Origin of the sequence: Citrobacter sp. C348 (genome assembly GCF_047467975.1) — a bacterium.
Lineage (GTDB): Bacteria > Pseudomonadota > Gammaproteobacteria > Enterobacterales > Enterobacteriaceae > Citrobacter > Citrobacter gillenii.
In genome coordinates this window covers 99,024-114,663 of the sequence record NZ_JASJUJ010000005.1, presented here as the reverse complement: position 1 = coordinate 114,663, position 15,640 = coordinate 99,024, and the positions used below count along the sequence as shown (strand labels likewise).

The 15,640-nt window shown below is 55.2% G+C and carries 14 protein-coding genes; 4 read left to right on the top strand and 10 right to left on the bottom strand.

The window, feature by feature from the left end:
* Positions 1 to 63 precede the first annotated feature (63 nt).
* From QNN86_RS11705 to ascF, 3 genes are all read right to left on the bottom strand, one after another.
* Positions 64 to 303 (bottom strand): SymE family type I addiction module toxin, encoded by a 240-nt coding sequence (locus QNN86_RS11705; protein WP_115257628.1) that lies wholly within the window; start codon positions 301 to 303, stop codon positions 64 to 66.
* A gap of 193 nt (positions 304 to 496) precedes the next feature.
* A complete protein-coding gene (locus tag QNN86_RS11700; protein ID WP_414211141.1) occupies positions 497 to 1,921 on the bottom strand; it encodes a 6-phospho-beta-glucosidase in 1,425 nt (474 codons plus the stop codon).
* Between the two features lie 22 nt (positions 1,922 to 1,943).
* Positions 1,944 to 3,398 carry a PTS cellobiose/arbutin/salicin transporter subunit IIBC gene (gene ascF / locus QNN86_RS11695; protein ID WP_414211140.1) on the bottom strand — a complete coding sequence of 485 codons (1,455 nt, stop codon included), beginning with the start codon at positions 3,396 to 3,398 and terminating at the stop codon, positions 1,944 to 1,946.
* A gap of 263 nt (positions 3,399 to 3,661) precedes the next feature.
* On the opposite strand from ascF, the gene QNN86_RS11690 reads away from it, so the two are divergent.
* The 3 genes from QNN86_RS11690 to hypF all read left to right on the top strand — a co-directional run bounded on the left by QNN86_RS11690 (position 3,662) and on the right by hypF (position 7,741).
* Positions 3,662 to 4,675, top strand: a complete 1,014-nt coding sequence (locus QNN86_RS11690; RefSeq protein WP_115257631.1) for a LacI family DNA-binding transcriptional regulator — start codon at positions 3,662 to 3,664, stop codon at positions 4,673 to 4,675.
* Positions 4,676 to 4,819: 144 nt separating this feature from the next.
* A complete protein-coding gene (hydN, locus tag QNN86_RS11685) occupies positions 4,820 to 5,365 on the top strand; it encodes an electron transport protein HydN (protein WP_096759340.1) in 546 nt (181 codons plus the stop codon).
* Positions 5,366 to 5,506: 141 nt separating this feature from the next.
* Positions 5,507 to 7,741 carry a carbamoyltransferase HypF gene (gene hypF / locus QNN86_RS11680; RefSeq protein ID WP_414211138.1) on the top strand — a complete coding sequence of 745 codons (2,235 nt, stop codon included), beginning with the start codon at positions 5,507 to 5,509 and terminating at the stop codon, positions 7,739 to 7,741.
* Between the two features lie 117 nt (positions 7,742 to 7,858).
* Here hypF and norW read toward each other — a convergent pair whose 3' ends face one another.
* Together norW and norV are read right to left on the bottom strand one after the other, a co-directional pair.
* Positions 7,859 to 8,992, bottom strand: a complete 1,134-nt coding sequence (norW, locus tag QNN86_RS11675; RefSeq protein WP_096755975.1) for an NADH:flavorubredoxin reductase NorW — start codon at positions 8,990 to 8,992, stop codon at positions 7,859 to 7,861.
* Positions 8,989 to 10,437, bottom strand: a complete 1,449-nt coding sequence (gene norV, locus QNN86_RS11670; RefSeq protein WP_096755976.1) for an anaerobic nitric oxide reductase flavorubredoxin — start codon at positions 10,435 to 10,437, stop codon at positions 8,989 to 8,991. The genes norW and norV overlap by 4 nt, the downstream gene beginning before the upstream one ends.
* Before the next feature lie 191 nt (positions 10,438 to 10,628).
* On the opposite strand from norV, the gene norR reads away from it, so the two are divergent.
* Positions 10,629 to 12,152, top strand: coding sequence for a nitric oxide reductase transcriptional regulator NorR (gene norR / locus QNN86_RS11665; protein ID WP_117343185.1), 1,524 nt, complete (start codon positions 10,629 to 10,631; stop codon positions 12,150 to 12,152).
* Here the strand turns inward: norR and gutQ are convergent.
* The 5 genes from gutQ to srlB form a co-directional block, all read right to left on the bottom strand.
* Positions 12,149 to 13,114 (bottom strand): arabinose-5-phosphate isomerase GutQ, encoded by a 966-nt coding sequence (gene gutQ, locus QNN86_RS11660; RefSeq protein ID WP_096755978.1) that lies wholly within the window; start codon positions 13,112 to 13,114, stop codon positions 12,149 to 12,151. The two genes, norR and gutQ, sit on opposite strands and share 4 nt — an antisense overlap.
* Positions 13,107 to 13,880: a glucitol operon DNA-binding transcriptional repressor SrlR gene (srlR, locus tag QNN86_RS11655; protein WP_414211137.1), complete on the bottom strand. Its 774-nt coding sequence runs from the start codon at positions 13,878 to 13,880 to the stop codon at positions 13,107 to 13,109. Before srlR ends, gutQ begins: the two co-directional genes overlap by 8 nt.
* A gap of 136 nt (positions 13,881 to 14,016) precedes the next feature.
* Positions 14,017 to 14,376, bottom strand: coding sequence for a transcriptional regulator GutM (gene gutM, locus QNN86_RS11650; RefSeq protein ID WP_115257635.1), 360 nt, complete (start codon positions 14,374 to 14,376; stop codon positions 14,017 to 14,019).
* A 101-nt stretch (positions 14,377 to 14,477) separates the two neighbouring features.
* Positions 14,478 to 15,257, bottom strand: a complete 780-nt coding sequence (gene srlD / locus QNN86_RS11645; RefSeq protein WP_096755981.1) for a sorbitol-6-phosphate dehydrogenase — start codon at positions 15,255 to 15,257, stop codon at positions 14,478 to 14,480.
* Between the two features lie 17 nt (positions 15,258 to 15,274).
* Entirely contained in the window at positions 15,275 to 15,637 is a 363-nt protein-coding gene (srlB, locus tag QNN86_RS11640; RefSeq protein WP_096755982.1) for a PTS glucitol/sorbitol transporter subunit IIA, read from the bottom strand.
* Positions 15,638 to 15,640 lie beyond the last annotated feature (3 nt).

Here is a 15,640-nt window from a genome sequence, read left to right as displayed (position 1 = left end):
TCCCAGCGCCGGATGTCAGCCACGCGCGGCATCCGGCCTGTTCCGCCTTTACATATCCAGCCGTTATTCAGTTGCCTGCTCAATAATTAATTTCCCCTGCATCACCGAAACATTCACCTCTGTGCCGGTCGGAAAACCCGCCTGTTCCAGCCAGTCGCCATTCAGCGTTAATGAGGCGTGTCGACTGATACGCAGGGTGAATCCGGTACGGCGATCTTCGTAGCGTCTTCTGACGTAACCCACTTTTAAACGACGCACGGGTTTGGCGATAATCATTGGTGTTTGAACATTATCAGTAGACATGAACGTTTCCTTGTTACGAACGGTGAAAAGTAAAAACTACTGAATAAAATGCCAGTAATAATGCGCGGCAGCAAACCGCAGAATGGAATGACGATCCAGAAAAATGAATGTAAAAAATGAAACGGAAAGGAAGGGGGATGTTTGTGGCGGGTGATCATGCGGGCCGGATAGCAAGCGCCATCCGGCCCGACGATCAGTCCAGATCAGCCCCGTTGCTGGCGATCACTTTTTTGTACCACCAGAATGATTTCTTGCGAGTCCGCGTCAGCGTGCCATTGCCTGCGTCATCGCGGTCGACATAGACAAAACCGTAGCGTTTGCTCATCTCGCCGGTGTAAGCGGAAACCAGATCGATACAGCCCCAGGTGGTGTAACCCATCAGCGGCACGCCGTCTTCAATGGCGTCTGCCATGGCGCGAATATGGTCGCGTAAATAGCGGATGCGATAGTCATCGTTGATCTCACCGTTGGCATCGATTTCATCTTTTGCCCCCAGTCCGTTCTCCACCAGAAACAGCGGTTTCTGGTAGCGGTCATACATCATGTTTATGGTGATGCGCAGACCCAGTGGGTCAATGCCCCAGCCCCATTCGCTGGCTGCAATGTACGGATTGCGCAGCGACTTCACCACGTTGGCGGCGCTGGTGTTGCCGGTGTTCATTTCTGCCGAGGCGCAGCGCGAGGCGTAATAGCTGAAGGAGACAAAATCGACGGTATTTTTCAGGATGTCGTCATCTTCCGGGGCTTTCTCAATCACTACGCCCTTGTCACGAAACACGCGGGCTGAGTAGGCGGGATAAGCACCACGCGCCTGTACATCAATAAAGAACAGGTTTTCACGGTCCTTTTCCAGCGCGGTCCACACATCTTCAGGTTTGCACGAGTAGGGGTAAAAGTTTCCGCCCGCCAGCATGCACCCGACCTGGTTGTGCGGATTGATTTCATGGGCGATTTGGGTTGCCAGTGCGCTGGCAATCAGTTCGTGGTGCGCGGCCTGGTATTTCACCTGATCCTGATTTTCACCCGCTTCAAACACCAGTCCCGCGCCGGAAAAAGGGCTGTGCAGCAGGATGTTGATTTCATTGAACGTCAGCCAGTATTTCACCAGACCATCAAAGGCCTCGAAGCAGGTACGGGCGTAGCGGGTGAAAAACTCCACCATTTTGCGGTTACGCCAGGAGCCATACTCAGTGACCAGGTGCATCGGTACATCAAAGTGGCACAACGTCACCAACGGCTCAATACCGTACTTTTTGCACTCGGCAAACACCGAGCGATAAAAATCAATGCCTTCCTGATTCGGCGTCAGTTCATCCCCGTTCGGATAGAGCCGACTCCAGGCAATGGAGGTACGAAATACCGTGAACCCCATTTCTGCCATCAGGGCAATATCGTCTTTATAGCGATGATAAAAATCGATAGCGTCATGGCTGGGATAAAACTCGTCATCCCGCAGTTGAACGCGCTTTTCCTGACCCAGTTTAACCGGCATTCGATGTGCGCCGTGGGGGATCATATCCACGGTAGTCAGCCCTTTGCCGCCTTCCCGATACGCCCCTTCAGACTGGTTGGCGGCCAGCGCGCCGCCCCATAAAAATCCTTGCGGAAAAACAGACATAATAAACCTCAGTTAGTACCCGTCAGATGCTGGCGCCATTGATATTGCCCGGCTGCGCAGCCTGGTTTTTTCTGGCCTGCGCGGCCGCATCTTCGACGGGAATATCCTCAAAGCCGAGCAGCAGCGTTAAGACAAACGACAGCACTACCGCCAGCGCCATGACGCCAAATACCCAGACAATGGTCATCGGATTGGCCGGGTCGAAAAACTGTACACTGGTGAACAGGCCGGGTGCAGCCATCGAGTGGCTCGCCAGTCCGGCCATTCCGGCGACGGCACCGCAGATAAAGCCGCTGATAAGACTGGCAATCAGCGGACGTTTCAGACGTACCGCCACGCCGTACAGCGCCGGCTCGGAAATCCCTGCCATAATGGCGGAGGCTGCCGCGGCTAGCGCTGTCTGACGCAGTTCCGGGTTTTTGGTTTTCCAGGCGACCGCTAAAGAAGATCCACCCAGCGACAGGTTGGCGCCAATTTCAGACGGCATAACCATGCCTTCTTTACCGGTTTCGGCAATGGTTTGAATAATGGTGGGGGTAAAGACGCGGTGCATGCCGGTCATCACCAGCAGCGGCCACAGTGCGCCCATAATAGCCACCGACAGCCAGCCCAGATAGCCATGAATGGTGTACACCAACGCGGAGATCGCGCTGCCGATCCAGATGCCAATCGGGCCAATTAAGACGATGGCGAGCGGGGCGGCGATCAGCACGATCAGCATCGGTTTCAGGAAGTTTTTGGTTACGGCTGGCGTAATGCGATCCACCCAACGTTCGATGTACGACAGGCACCAGGTCATGACCAGCGCCGGGATCACCGTGTAGGTGTATTTCACCGCCGTGACCGGGATCAGCGCGAACTCAACGTGCTCGCCCTGTGCGGCCTTAGCCATCAGATCAATAAAGCTCGGATGCACCAGCACGCCCGCAATAGCAATAGCCAGCGACATGTTGGTTTTGAATTTAATGGCGGCAGAGGCGGCGACCATCAGCGGCAGGAAGAAGAATGCGCCGTCGCCAATCACTGTCAGGATCGTCAGTGTCGAGGAGCCTTTTTGCAGCACGCCGGTCATTTCGAGGATCATTGCCAGCAGTTTCAGCATCGATCCACCGATAATCGCCGGGATCAGCGGTGACATAGTGCCGATCAGCGCATCAAGGATCCCTGCCCCAATACGCTTGAGCGTCTGTTTGGGTTTGCCTGCGGGTTCGCTGGGCTGCATATCGCCCGGCAGCAGGCTGACGACCTCGCGATACGCCTGGGACACGGTATTACCAATGATCACCTGGCACTGATTGTCGCTACGCACTACGCCGAGTACGCCATTAAGCGTTTTTAACGTGGCGCTGTCGACCTGCGAATCATCTTTGATAACGAAACGTAAACGGGTCATGCAGTGGGTTACTGCGGTGATGTTCTCGACGCCGCCCAGAGCCGTCACAACCGAGCGCGCCAGCGCTGCATAATTTTTAGACATCGGATTTAATCCTGTTTTATCAGTAGGGTAGGTAATGTCTTACCGTTTATTTTCGTCTCATGTTGGTGATGATGAAACATTGATAGGAAACCGGTTCCACAAAATCATGTTTAATTTATGATATTTGTGCAAGATTATATTTTGATCATTTTTTGTATTTGTGACTACGATCACCAGATAACGCGTTCTGCGATTGAGCAGCAAGGACAGCGGTGAAACGGTGCAGTACACTGCGTCACATTGCGTGAAAAGGGATGAGTAAGATGACCACGATGTTGGAAGTGGCGAAGCGTGCTGGCGTGTCGAAAGCTACGGTTTCCCGGGTGCTTTCGGGGAACGGCTACGTGAGCCAGGAGACCAAAGACCGCGTGTTCCAGGCTATTGAAGAGAGTGGCTATCGTCCCAATTTGCTGGCGCGCAGCCTGGCGGCGAAGAGCACGCAGACGCTGGGTCTGGTGGTAACCAACACCCTGTATCACGGCGTTTATTTTAGCGAGTTGCTATTTCACACTGCGCGTATGGCGGAGGATAAAGGACGCCAGCTTCTGCTTGCCGACGGTAAACATAGTGCCGAGGAAGAGCGTCAGGCGATTCAATATCTGCTCGACCTGCGCTGTGATGCTGTCATGATCTATCCGCGTTTTCTCAGTGTGGATGACATCGATGAGATTATCGATGCACACGCCCAGCCCATTATGGTGCTTAACCGACGCCTGCGTAAAAACACCAGCCACTGCGTCTGGTGCGATCAAAAACAGACCAGCTTTAATGCCGTCACGCAGTTGATTCGCGCCGGGCATACCGAGATTGCTTTTATCAGCGGCTCAATGGATTCGCCCACCGGCGTGGAGCGACTTTCCGGTTACAAAGACGCGCTGGCGCAGCACGGCATTCCGTTGAATAATGATTTGATTGTGAAGGGTAAATGGACGCCAGCCTGTGGCGCTGAAGGCGTTAAAACCTTACTTTTACGCAAGGTGAATTTCACCGCGCTGGTGGCCAGCAATGATGATATGGCGATTGGCGCGATGAAGCAGTTGGACGAGCAGGGCATTAATGTTCCCGCGCAGGTGTCGGTGATTGGTTTCGATGATATAGCCCTTGCGCCGTACACCATTCCGGCGCTTGCCAGCGTCAAAATCCCGGTCACGGAGATGGTCCAGGAAACCATAGGACGCCTGATCTTTATGCTGGACGGCGGAGCCTTTACGCCAGCGAAAAACTTTACCGGCGAGCTTATCCCTCGCGCCTCTCTTGCCCCGACACTTTCACGCTGATGCTGTCATTTGTCATCGTCACTAGTGACGATGACAGGCAGTTTTGCAGCGGAGTAAAATAAAAATCCTTTAATAACAGTGTATTAAATTCTGGCACGATTTATGAATGCTTCGGCAGATAATCTGTCATTGCTGGAGAATTTGATGAACCGTTTCATCATTGCAGACGCCAATAAATGCATTGGTTGCCGTACCTGTGAAGTGGCCTGCGTGGTATCCCATCAGGATAACCAGGACTGCGCATCGCTGACCCCTGAAACCTTTTTACCGCGCATTCACGTGATCAAAGGCGTTAACGTCTCTACCGCGACGCTGTGCCGTCAGTGTGAAGATGCGCCGTGTGCCAACGTCTGCCCGAACGGTGCAATTAGCCGCGATAAAGGCTTTGTCCACGTGATGCAGGAACGCTGCATTGGCTGTAAAACCTGCGTAGTCGCTTGTCCTTATGGCGCAATGGAAGTGGTTGTCCGTCCGGTTATTCGTAACAGCGGCGCGGGTCTGAACGTGCGTGCTGAAAAAGCCGAAGCCAACAAATGCGACCTGTGCCACCATCGCGAAGCCGGTCCTGCCTGTATGGAAGTCTGCCCGACGCATGCGCTGATTTATGTCGATCGCAATAAACTGGAGCAGCTGAGCGCGGAAAAACGCCGTCGTGCGGCACTGGACTCCACCGCATCTTTGCTGTTCTGATTGTCCAAAATCCGCGTAAAATACCTGCCTGATGGCGCTTCGCTTATCAGGCCTACAGGGCAATAACACGTAGGCCGGATAAGGCGAAGCCGCCATCCGGCAAAGGGATATTTCAGGGATACACGATCGCGGGAATTCAACATGACACTAAACAACCACTCCGGCGTAGAGCTGCGCATTCGCGGTAAGGTACAGGGCGTTGGGTTCCGACCCTTTGTCTGGCAACTGGCGCAGCGGCTACAGCTGCATGGCGACGTCTGTAACGACGGCGACGGGGTGGTGGTGCGTTTGCTCGAAGACGCAGCGCAATTTATTGCCGAACTGCATCAGCACTGCCCGCCGCTGGCGCGGATTGATAGCGTCGAGAGTGCGCCGTTTGTCTGGCAACAACGACCTGCAGATTTCTCCATCCGCCAAAGCGCTGGCGGAACGATGAATACGCAGATCGTACCGGACGCTGCAACCTGCCCTGAATGTCTTGCTGAAATGAACACCCCCGGTGAACGCCGTTATCGTTACCCTTTTATCAACTGTACCCACTGCGGCCCGCGCTTCACCATTATTCGCGCAATGCCGTATGACCGTCCGTTTACCGTCATGGCTTCATTCCCGTTGTGCCCACAATGCGATGCTGAATATCGCGATCCGTATGATCGTCGTTTTCATGCCCAGCCTGTCGCCTGCCCAGCGTGTGGCCCGCATCTGGCGTGGATAAGCGCAGACGAGCGAGCGGAAAAAGAACCGGCGTTACAGGCGGCGGTTACGCGGTTGAAAGCCGGTGGCATTGTGGCGGTTAAAGGCATTGGTGGATTTCATCTGGTCTGTGATGCGCGCAACGACGCTGCTGTGGCGCTACTCCGTCGGCGTAAACATCGCCCGGCTAAACCGCTGGCGGTAATGCTGCCGGGGGATGACGGACTGCCAGAAGCGGCACGGCGTTTGCTGACTACGCCCGCTGCCCCCATCGTGTTGGTCAATAAACAGTATGTGGTTTCACTGTGCGAAGGGATTGCGCCAGGACTTACCGAGGTCGGCGTCATGCTGCCTGCCAACCCGTTACAGCATTTGCTGTTGCAGGAGATGAAGGGGCCGCTGGTGATGACCTCCGGCAACCTTAGCGGCAGGCCGCCAGCCATTACTAATGCGCAGGCGCTGGACGATTTGCACGACATTGCCGACGGCTTTTTGCTGCATAACCGCGAGATTGTACAGCGCATGGATGACTCCGTGGTGCGAGAAAGCGGGGAGATGTTGCGTCGCTCCCGAGGCTACGTGCCGGATGCCGTGGCGCTGCCGCCAGGTTTTCGCGACGTGCCGCCGATGCTGTGCTTAGGCGCTGATCTGAAAAATACGTTCTGTCTGATCCGGGGGGAACAGGCGGTGATTAGTCAGCATCTGGGCGATCTGAGCGATGACGGCATTCAGCATCAGTGGCGCGATGCGCTGCATCTGATCCAGAATATTTATGATTTTACCCCGCAGCGTATTGTCTGCGACGCGCATCCTGGCTACGTTTCCAGCCAGTGGGCCCGTGAGATGACGTTGCCAATTGAAACGGTGCTGCACCATCATGCGCATGCTGCGGCGTGCCTGGCTGAGCACGGCTGGCCGTTGAACGGTGGCGATGTTATTGCCCTGACGCTGGACGGTATCGGCATGGGCGAAAACGGTGCGCTGTGGGGGGGCGAATGTCTGCGGGTGAATTATCGCGAATGCGAATACCTGGGTGGCTTGCCCGCGGTGGCGCTGGTGGGGGGCGATCTGGCGGCAAAACAGCCGTGGCGCAATCTGCTGGCGCAGTGTCTGCGCTTTGTGCCTGACTGGCAGCGTTATCCGGAAACAGCGTTTGTGCAGCAGCAAAACTGGAGCGTACTGGCTCGTGCCATCGAGCGTGGGATCAACGCGCCGTTGGCATCATCGTGTGGACGCTTGTTTGATGCCGTTGCCGCCGCACTGCAGTGCGCACCACAATCCCTGAGCTATGAAGGCGAGGCCGCCTGTGCGCTGGAGGCGTTAGCGTCACAATGTGCAGGCGTTGAACACCCGGTCACCATACCGCTTAACAACAACCAGTTGGATTTGGCGGTTTTCTGGCAGCAGTGGCTGAACTGGCAGGCGACTCCCCCTGAACGCGCCTGGGCTTTCCACGATGCGCTGGCGAGTGGGTTTGCCACGCTGATGCGCCAACAGGCACAGTTACGCGGTATTACGACGCTGGTATTTAGCGGGGGCGTGATGCATAACCGTTTGCTGTCAGCCCGTCTGGCGTTTTATCTGCATGACTTTACGTTACTGTTCCCGCAGCGTTTACCGGCTGGGGATGGAGGATTGTCGCTGGGGCAGGGCGTGATTGCCGCGGCGCGGGCATTGCCGTAGAAATAAAAAAAGCCCCGGGACTGGCGGGGCAAGAAAAGCAAGTCGGGGCATACCGACAAGTGGCAACGCACATCCGTGTGCGTGAGGTTAATAAAACAAGCAATGGCACAACATTGTTTACACGGGCAGTGTTTTCAGCAGCGCGAAGGCCTCCTTCATACGATCTTCGCTCACCACGAAGGCACACAGTTGGCCTTCGCTGTTCATTCCTCTGGCGACCATACCTTCTGCTTCAGCCGCAATATGCCAGTTCAGATCGCGACGCTGGGTTTCCCCTGCCAGGTGTAATGGCAGCTCCGGCGTTTTGATTTTTACCAGCATGGCTGGCAGCTTCAGCGGGGCATTGCCGCCGAGCAGGTTTTTCGCCAGATACATCGCGCTGAGCTGAATCGGCTGCAGGAACGGCAGGACCTGACCATTAATTTCTGCGCAGTCACCGAGGGCGTAAATATCCGGGTGGCTGGTTTGCAGATAGCTGTCAACGCAAACGCCGCGATTGATGGTTAACCCGGCGCGACGCGCCAGCGCGGTTTCTGCACGCAGACCGGTTGCGGCAATCACCGCATCAACGTCTACACTGCGGTTACGATCGAGCGTGGCGCGAATACCGGTGCTGGTTTTCTCCAGACTCTGCAACTGTGATTTCAGCAGCAGGTGTACGCCCATATCGGTCAGACGATGCTGTAAACGGCTGCTGACTTCTGGCGGCATTAACGAGGCCAGAATGCTGGCGGCGTTATCGATAAGCGTCACCGCTTTACCGGCACGGCAGAAATCCATCGCCAGCTCGCTGCCAATCAAACCACCGCCAACTATCAGGACGCGCTGCGCGTCGCGCAGTTGCGTTTCACAGGCACGATACTCCTGCTGGCTGTTCAGTGTGAGCATTAACTCACGTCCGGTCACCGGCGGTACAAAGGCAGATGCCCCTGTAGCCAGCACCAGCTTGTCATACTGCCACTGCTTGTCCTGGCTTTTCACTACGTGAGCATCGGCATCGATGTCGGTCACCCAGGTGTGCGGGAACAGGCGCAAATTAAACTGTTCGGCAAACTCCCCCGCCGACTGGCGGGTGAGGTCGTCGGCACGCTGTGCCTGGCTGATAACATGGCTGAGATCGGGCTTGTTGTACTCATCGATGCTGTCAGCGGCAATCAGGGTCAGCGGGACAGTCGCATCCTGCTTACGGATATTTTTGACTAACTGGCGGGCGGCGAAGCCCGAACCAATAATGACAATTCCGCGGCTCATTTTGCCTCCGTAGCCAGTACGTCGAAGACGTCTTTGCCTAATGAACATTCCGGGCACAGGAAGTTTTCCGGCACGTCGCTCCACGGTGTACCCGGTGCGACATCCTGCAGCGGCTCGCCTTTCTCTGGATCGTAGATCCACTGGCAAACGCTGCACTGCATGCAAGGTCCAAGGTCAGCGGCCGCGGCGGCGGCACAGGCGCACTCTTCCTCTTTGGTTGCGGCTTTGACGCTGGTTTCCGGCAGTGGAGCGAGCGCCCACTGACGTGCAATTTCACGACCGTGCTGACGGCACAGTTCCAGCGCATCCAGATCCGGGCGCCATTTGGCTTTCAGGCTCAGGGACATTTCAAAACCGGCATCCTGCAGACGCGTGGACAGACGGTCTACCGCACCGCCGCTCCAGCCGTGTGAGCCGAAGGCGCTGGCGCGTTTATTGCGAAAACGCAGGCCGGTCATCTCTTCGACCAGACCGGCGATCTTCGGCATCATCACGTTGTTCATCGTGGAGGTGCCGACCAGCACGCCTTTAGAGCGGAAGACGTTCGTCAGGACTTCGTTTTTATCGCTGCGGGCGACGTTAAAGATTTTCACTGCCACATTCGGGTCAACTTCGTTGATGCCCTGGGCAATGGCGTCGGCCATCATACGGGTGTTGTTGGACATGGTGTCGTAGAAAATGGTGATGCGGTCTTCCTGATAATCCGCCGCCCATTTCAGGTACATCTCAACGATCTGCGTTGGGTTGTCGCGCCATACCACACCGTGAGAGGTGGCAATCATGTCAACCGGCAGATTGAAGCCGAGGATTTCAGTGATTTTTGGCGTAACCAGGCGGCTGAACGGTGTCAGGATGTTGGCGTAGTAGCGCTGGCACTGTTCGAACAGTTCAGTCTGATCTACTTCGTCGTTGAACAGACGTTCGTCACAGTAGTGCTGACCAAAAGCATCGTTACTGAACAGCACGGCATCACCGGTCATGTAAGTCATCATGCTGTCCGGCCAGTGCAGCATCGGGGTTTCAACGAAGATCAGCTGTTTGCCGTTACCGATATCCAGTGAGTCACCGGTTTTTACCACGTTGAAGTTCCATTCCGGGTGATGGTGGTGGCCGGTGATGGAGTCAATAGCGTTAGCGGTGCAGTAAATCGGCGTGTCCGGGATGCAGGACATCAGCTCGGTCAGCGCACCGGCGTGGTCTTCTTCTGCATGGTTAATGATGATGTAGTCAATATCTGCCAGGTCAATTTCATTGCGCAGATTCTGCACGAATTCACGGCTAAACTTGTGGTCTACTGTATCGATCAGGACATTTTTTTCTTCACGGATAAGATAGCTGTTGTAGCTGCTACCGCGCAGCGTTTTGTATTCGGTCCCGTGGAAATCACGAACTTCCCAGTCACGTTGGCCAACCCAATGAATGTTATTTTTAACCAGAATAGACATAGCAACCTCAGTAATTAATTTAGCGTGTTTCTAAAAAAGATGTTTTGCTTATTGCAGGTTGCGTGCCAACTTTTTATTTAATTGATTTATAACAGTTTAATGTTTTACCTCTCTAAATTAGCTGTCAAAATGACTATGCTTTTTGTTGTCAATATGACAATATGCATTGTCAAAATGACAATGAGGTAGCCATGAGTTTTTCCGTTGATGTGCTGGCGGGTATCGCCATTGAATTACAAAGCGGTATTGGGCATCAGGATCGTTTTCAACGCCTGATCACGACGCTGCGTCAGGTGCTGGAGTGTGATGCGTCGGCGCTGCTGCGCTATGAATCACGACAGTTTATTCCGCTGGCGATCGACGGGCTGGCGCAGGATGTTCTCGGCAGACGTTTTACGCTGGAGGGGCATCCGCGTCTGGAAGCGATTGCCCGCGCCGGGGACGTGGTGCGTTTTCCAGCCGACAGCGATTTGCCCGATCCGTACGATGGGCTGATCCCCGGCCAGGAAAGCCTGAAGGTCCATGCCTGCATTGGGCTGCCGCTGTTTGCCGGACAAAATTTGATTGGCGCGCTGACGCTGGATGGTATGGAGCCAGATCAGTTCGATGTCTTCAGCGATGAAGAGCTTAGGTTGATTGCCGCACTGGCGGCGGGGGCGCTGAGCAATGCGCTGCTGATTGAACAGCTGGAAAGCCAGAATATGCTGCCGGGTTCGTCCACCGCTTTCGAACAGGTGACGGAAACGCAGATGATTGGCCTGTCGCCTAATATGATGCAGCTGAAAAAAGAGATTGAGATTGTAGCAGGCTCCGATCTTAACGTCTTAATCAGCGGCGAAACGGGAACCGGGAAAGAGCTGGTGGCGAAAGCAATTCATGAAGGCTCGCCGCGTGCGGTGAATCCGCTGGTGTATCTTAACTGTGCCGCGTTGCCAGAAAGCGTCGCGGAAAGCGAACTGTTTGGCCATGTGAAAGGCGCCTTTACCGGGGCCATCAGCAACCGTAGCGGCAAGTTTGAAATGGCGGACAACGGCACGCTGTTCCTGGACGAGATTGGCGAACTGTCACTGGCGTTGCAGGCCAAGCTGCTGCGCGTGTTGCAGTACGGTGATATTCAGCGAGTGGGTGACGATCGCAGCCTGCGGGTGGATGTTCGCGTGCTGGCAGCCACCAACCGTGATTTACGCGAAGAGGTGCTGGCCGGGAATTTCCGCGCCGACCTGTTCCACCGTCTGAGCGTCTTTCCCCTTTCGGTGCCGCCGCTGCGTGAGCGCGGTGAAGATGTGGTTTTGCTGGCGGGTTATTTTTGCGAACAGTGCCGGCTGCGGCTGGGACTTTCCCGTGTGGTGCTAAGCCCTGGTGCGCGTCGCCATCTGCTGAGCTACGGTTGGCCGGGTAACGTGCGTGAGCTGGAACATGCTATTCATCGTGCGGTGGTGCTGGCCAGGGCAACAAGGGCAGGGGATGAAGTGGTGCTGGAGCCGCAGCACTTTGCCTTACAGGAAGAGGCGCATACGCCGCAGGCTGAAGCCGACGTCATGGCGGAGATCCCGCTGAATCACAATCTGCGCGAAGCCACGGAGTCTTTTCAGCGGGAGATGATCCGCCGGGCGCTGGCGCAGAATAACCATAGCTGGGCGGCAAGCGCGCGGGCGCTGGAAACCGACGTCGCCAACCTGCATCGGCTGGCGAAGCGTCTGGGACTGAAGGATTAGAGAATGCCCGCCTGATAAAAATCCTGCAGGTTAATTGCGCCGGTGAGTTTGCCGTTTTCATCCACCACCGGTGCGGCAGTGATTTTGCGCTTCATCAGAACCTCTTTGGCGTCAATCGCGCGGCTTTGTGCCTGCAGCGTGACGCCATTCGGGGTCATCGCTTCGCGTACTTCCGTGCTGAGTGCGCCGCCACCAACCAGCCAGCGACGCAGGTCACCGTCGGTAAAGACACCTTTCACCAGAGACTGCTCGTCGCAGACCGCCACCAGACCCAGACCGGTGCGGCTCAGTTCCAGCATGGCGTCCATAACGCTGGTAGTAAGCGTCACCTGCGGTACGGCGTCGTCGCGGCGCATCAGGTGGTGCACCTTGTTTAACAGACGAGCACCCAGCGCACCGGCCGGATGAGAGCGCGCAAAATCCTCTTCGTTAAAACCGCGCGCTTGCATGACGGCAATTGCCAGCGCATCGCCCATCATCAGTGTGTTGACGGTGCTGGAGGTGGGTGCCAGACGCATCGGACAGGCTTCACGTTCAACCGAAATATCCAGTACGGCTTTGGCGGCCAGACCTAATGGCGAGGTGGGTTTTCCGGTCATCGCCAGCAGCGCGACGGATTTGTCTTCCAGACGCGGAATGATGAGATCCAGCTCTTTCGCGCCGCCAGAGTAGGAGATGAAGAGCATCACATCGCGGCTTTCAATCATGCCTAAGTCGCCGTGCAATGCTTCCGCTGGATGCACGAAGAACGCCGGGGTGCCGGTGCTGGCGAGGGTCGCGGCGATTTTTTTGCCAATATGGCCAGACTTACCAATGCCAGAGACAATCACTTTGCCTTCGCAGTGGATGATAGTATTGGCGGCACGAACAAAGTCATCGCCGAGGCGTTCTGGCAGTCGGCTGGCTTCCTGGAGTTCCAGCATTAACGTCTGACGGCCCGCGTTCAGTAGTGCATCACTCATTGGTTTCTCCGGTTATGATCACTTCTATCCCTTTTGCTTCCAGCGCCTGACGAAATGCAGGGTCGATGCCCGCATCGGTAATCAGCTTGTCGACGCTTTCCAGACTGCATACCACATTGGGGCTTTTGCGCCCGAATTTCGACGAGTCCGCCATCAGAATCACTTCGCGAGCGGCATTGCACATCGCCTTGCTGACGGTATAGACCTCATTAAAGGTGGTCACACCGGCATTCAGATCGATGCCGTCGGTTCCCATGAAGAGTTTATCAAAGCTGAACTGCTCGAAGGCATTTTCTGCCAGTTGCCCGTGAAATGACGCCGATTTTTTGCGAAAGGTGCCGCCGGGCATCAGGATAGTTTGCTCGTTGTCCAGTTCCGAAAGGGCGTTAACAATGTGCAGGCTGTTGGTCATCACGGTGATGTTACTAAAGCGGGTGAGCATTGGCACCATCTGCAAAACGGTGCTGCCTGCGTCGAGAATGATTGAGTCGCCGTCGTGAATAAAGCGCACGGCGGCTTCGGCAATTTGCTCTTTTTTATGCGTGTTGATTAGCGTTTTGTGATCGATGGGTGGGTCAGATTCGTCTTTGTTTAATACTACGCCGCCATAGGTGCGAATGACGGTGCCGGCATTTTCCAGAATGACCAGGTCTTTGCGAATGGTTGTGCCGGTTGTATCAAAGTTGTGGGCCAGTTCTTCAACCGAGCATTTTCCCTGCTTTTGCAGATACTCCAGTATGGCAGCCTGACGCTGACGAGGTTTCATAGGCGTGATTACCCTGACTTATGTATATGCCCGTTATACTTCAAGCTGCATGTGCGTTGGCCTTCTGCAACTCGAATTATTTAGGCTATAGGTTGCAAAATGATAATTTCGCAAGCTAATAGCATTCACAACGAAATTATCCATGTTTCAGTTTAAGCGCCAATGATAGTGCATTCTGGGAGAGAGGATCATGGGGAAAGATCACATCAGGCTGTAATTCATCAAGATGTTTGCCCATTATCGGGGCAATTTTGCCTGGTCTGGCGAATACGGTAAGACCTTTCATAAATAACGTATCAGTTACCCGCTGTTGCTCATCCAGAGCGATAGCAACCACGACGCGCGGTTTAAAACGTCCTCCGGAACGTCCGACGCCGACCCGACCCTGCTGACAAAGCTTGTCGAACGCGCGATTAAAGCGGGAAATTTGCCAGCCGCCCAGCGCTAGCTGTAGGCACCAGGCAATGGCGGCAACGGTAATCAGTGCGGAAACCATGTTATTGCTCCTTGATTATATGCCGGGTGGCGCTACGCTTACCCGGCCTACAGGGATGGCGTAGGCCGGATAAGGTGAAACCGCCATCCGGCAATTCAACATTAGAACATCACCTGACCGCCGGTAACGTTAATCGATTGTCCGGTGCAGTAAGATGCTTTCGGGCTGGCGTAGAACAGCAGCATGTTCAGCACGTCCTGATAATCGCAGCCGCGCTTGAGTGGGACCTTATCCACGTAGTACTGCTCCACTTCATCCGGTTTGAGGCCAAGCTTGGTGGCATACTGCGGCAACAACGACTGGAACATCGGTGATTTCAGCAGATTGCCGAGCATCAATGAATGCACGGTAATCCCATATTCCGCGAGATCCAGCGCCAGCGACTGGGTTAAGCCCACGCCGCCAAATTTTGCCGCACTGTAACCTGAGTTGTGCTTGCTGCCCACTTTGCCGGATTTTGAGTTGATCTGGATAATGCGCCCCTGCACGCCGTCGCGGATCATCAGACGTGAGAACTCACGGGCACAGAGGAAGTAACCGACCAGATTCACCTGCAGCGAGCGGTCGAAATCCCCGAGCTGAAAATCGCTGATAAACGCCGCTTTTGCGATCCCCGCACTGTAAACCAGTAGATCGGCGCGACCGAATATCTCATCGACACCACGTGATAGCGCCAGCACGCTTTGTTCGCTGGTGGCGTCGGCACCAAATCCGTAAGCGGTCCCCTCACCGAACTCGGCATTAATTTCCTGCGCCACGTTTGCGGCTTTATCGCTTTGAATATCGACCACCGCCACGCGGTATCCCTCTGTCGCAAGCCCACGGCAAAGGAATGCCCCCAGGGTCTGGCCTCCACCAATGACAACGGCAACTTGATTCATTTTTCTCTCCTTTACGCTTAAGCAACAAACTTCAAAATACAGCCCGGCGCGATGGCGTCCGGTACCGGCCCCGCAACGTGTACGGTGCCAGGGAATTCCGCCTCGCTCTGTCCGTCGAAGCGCAGGGTGATATGCCCCAGTTCACGCAAGTTCATTTCTGCCACGCTACCCACGGCGGTGACCGGGTAGCGATGCTGACCCAGCTCAAACTGAATACCCGCCTGCAGAACGCCGTTTAGCTCGCCGTGGCAGTGGATGAAGCAAAACTCTTCGATATCCGCAGGTGCGCCTTCACGAAAGGTAATCAGCATTTGGTCACAGAGTGCATCCGGGGCGCTCTGGCCAATGCGGGTGATGGTGGTTTGATAGATCACGGTCATCTT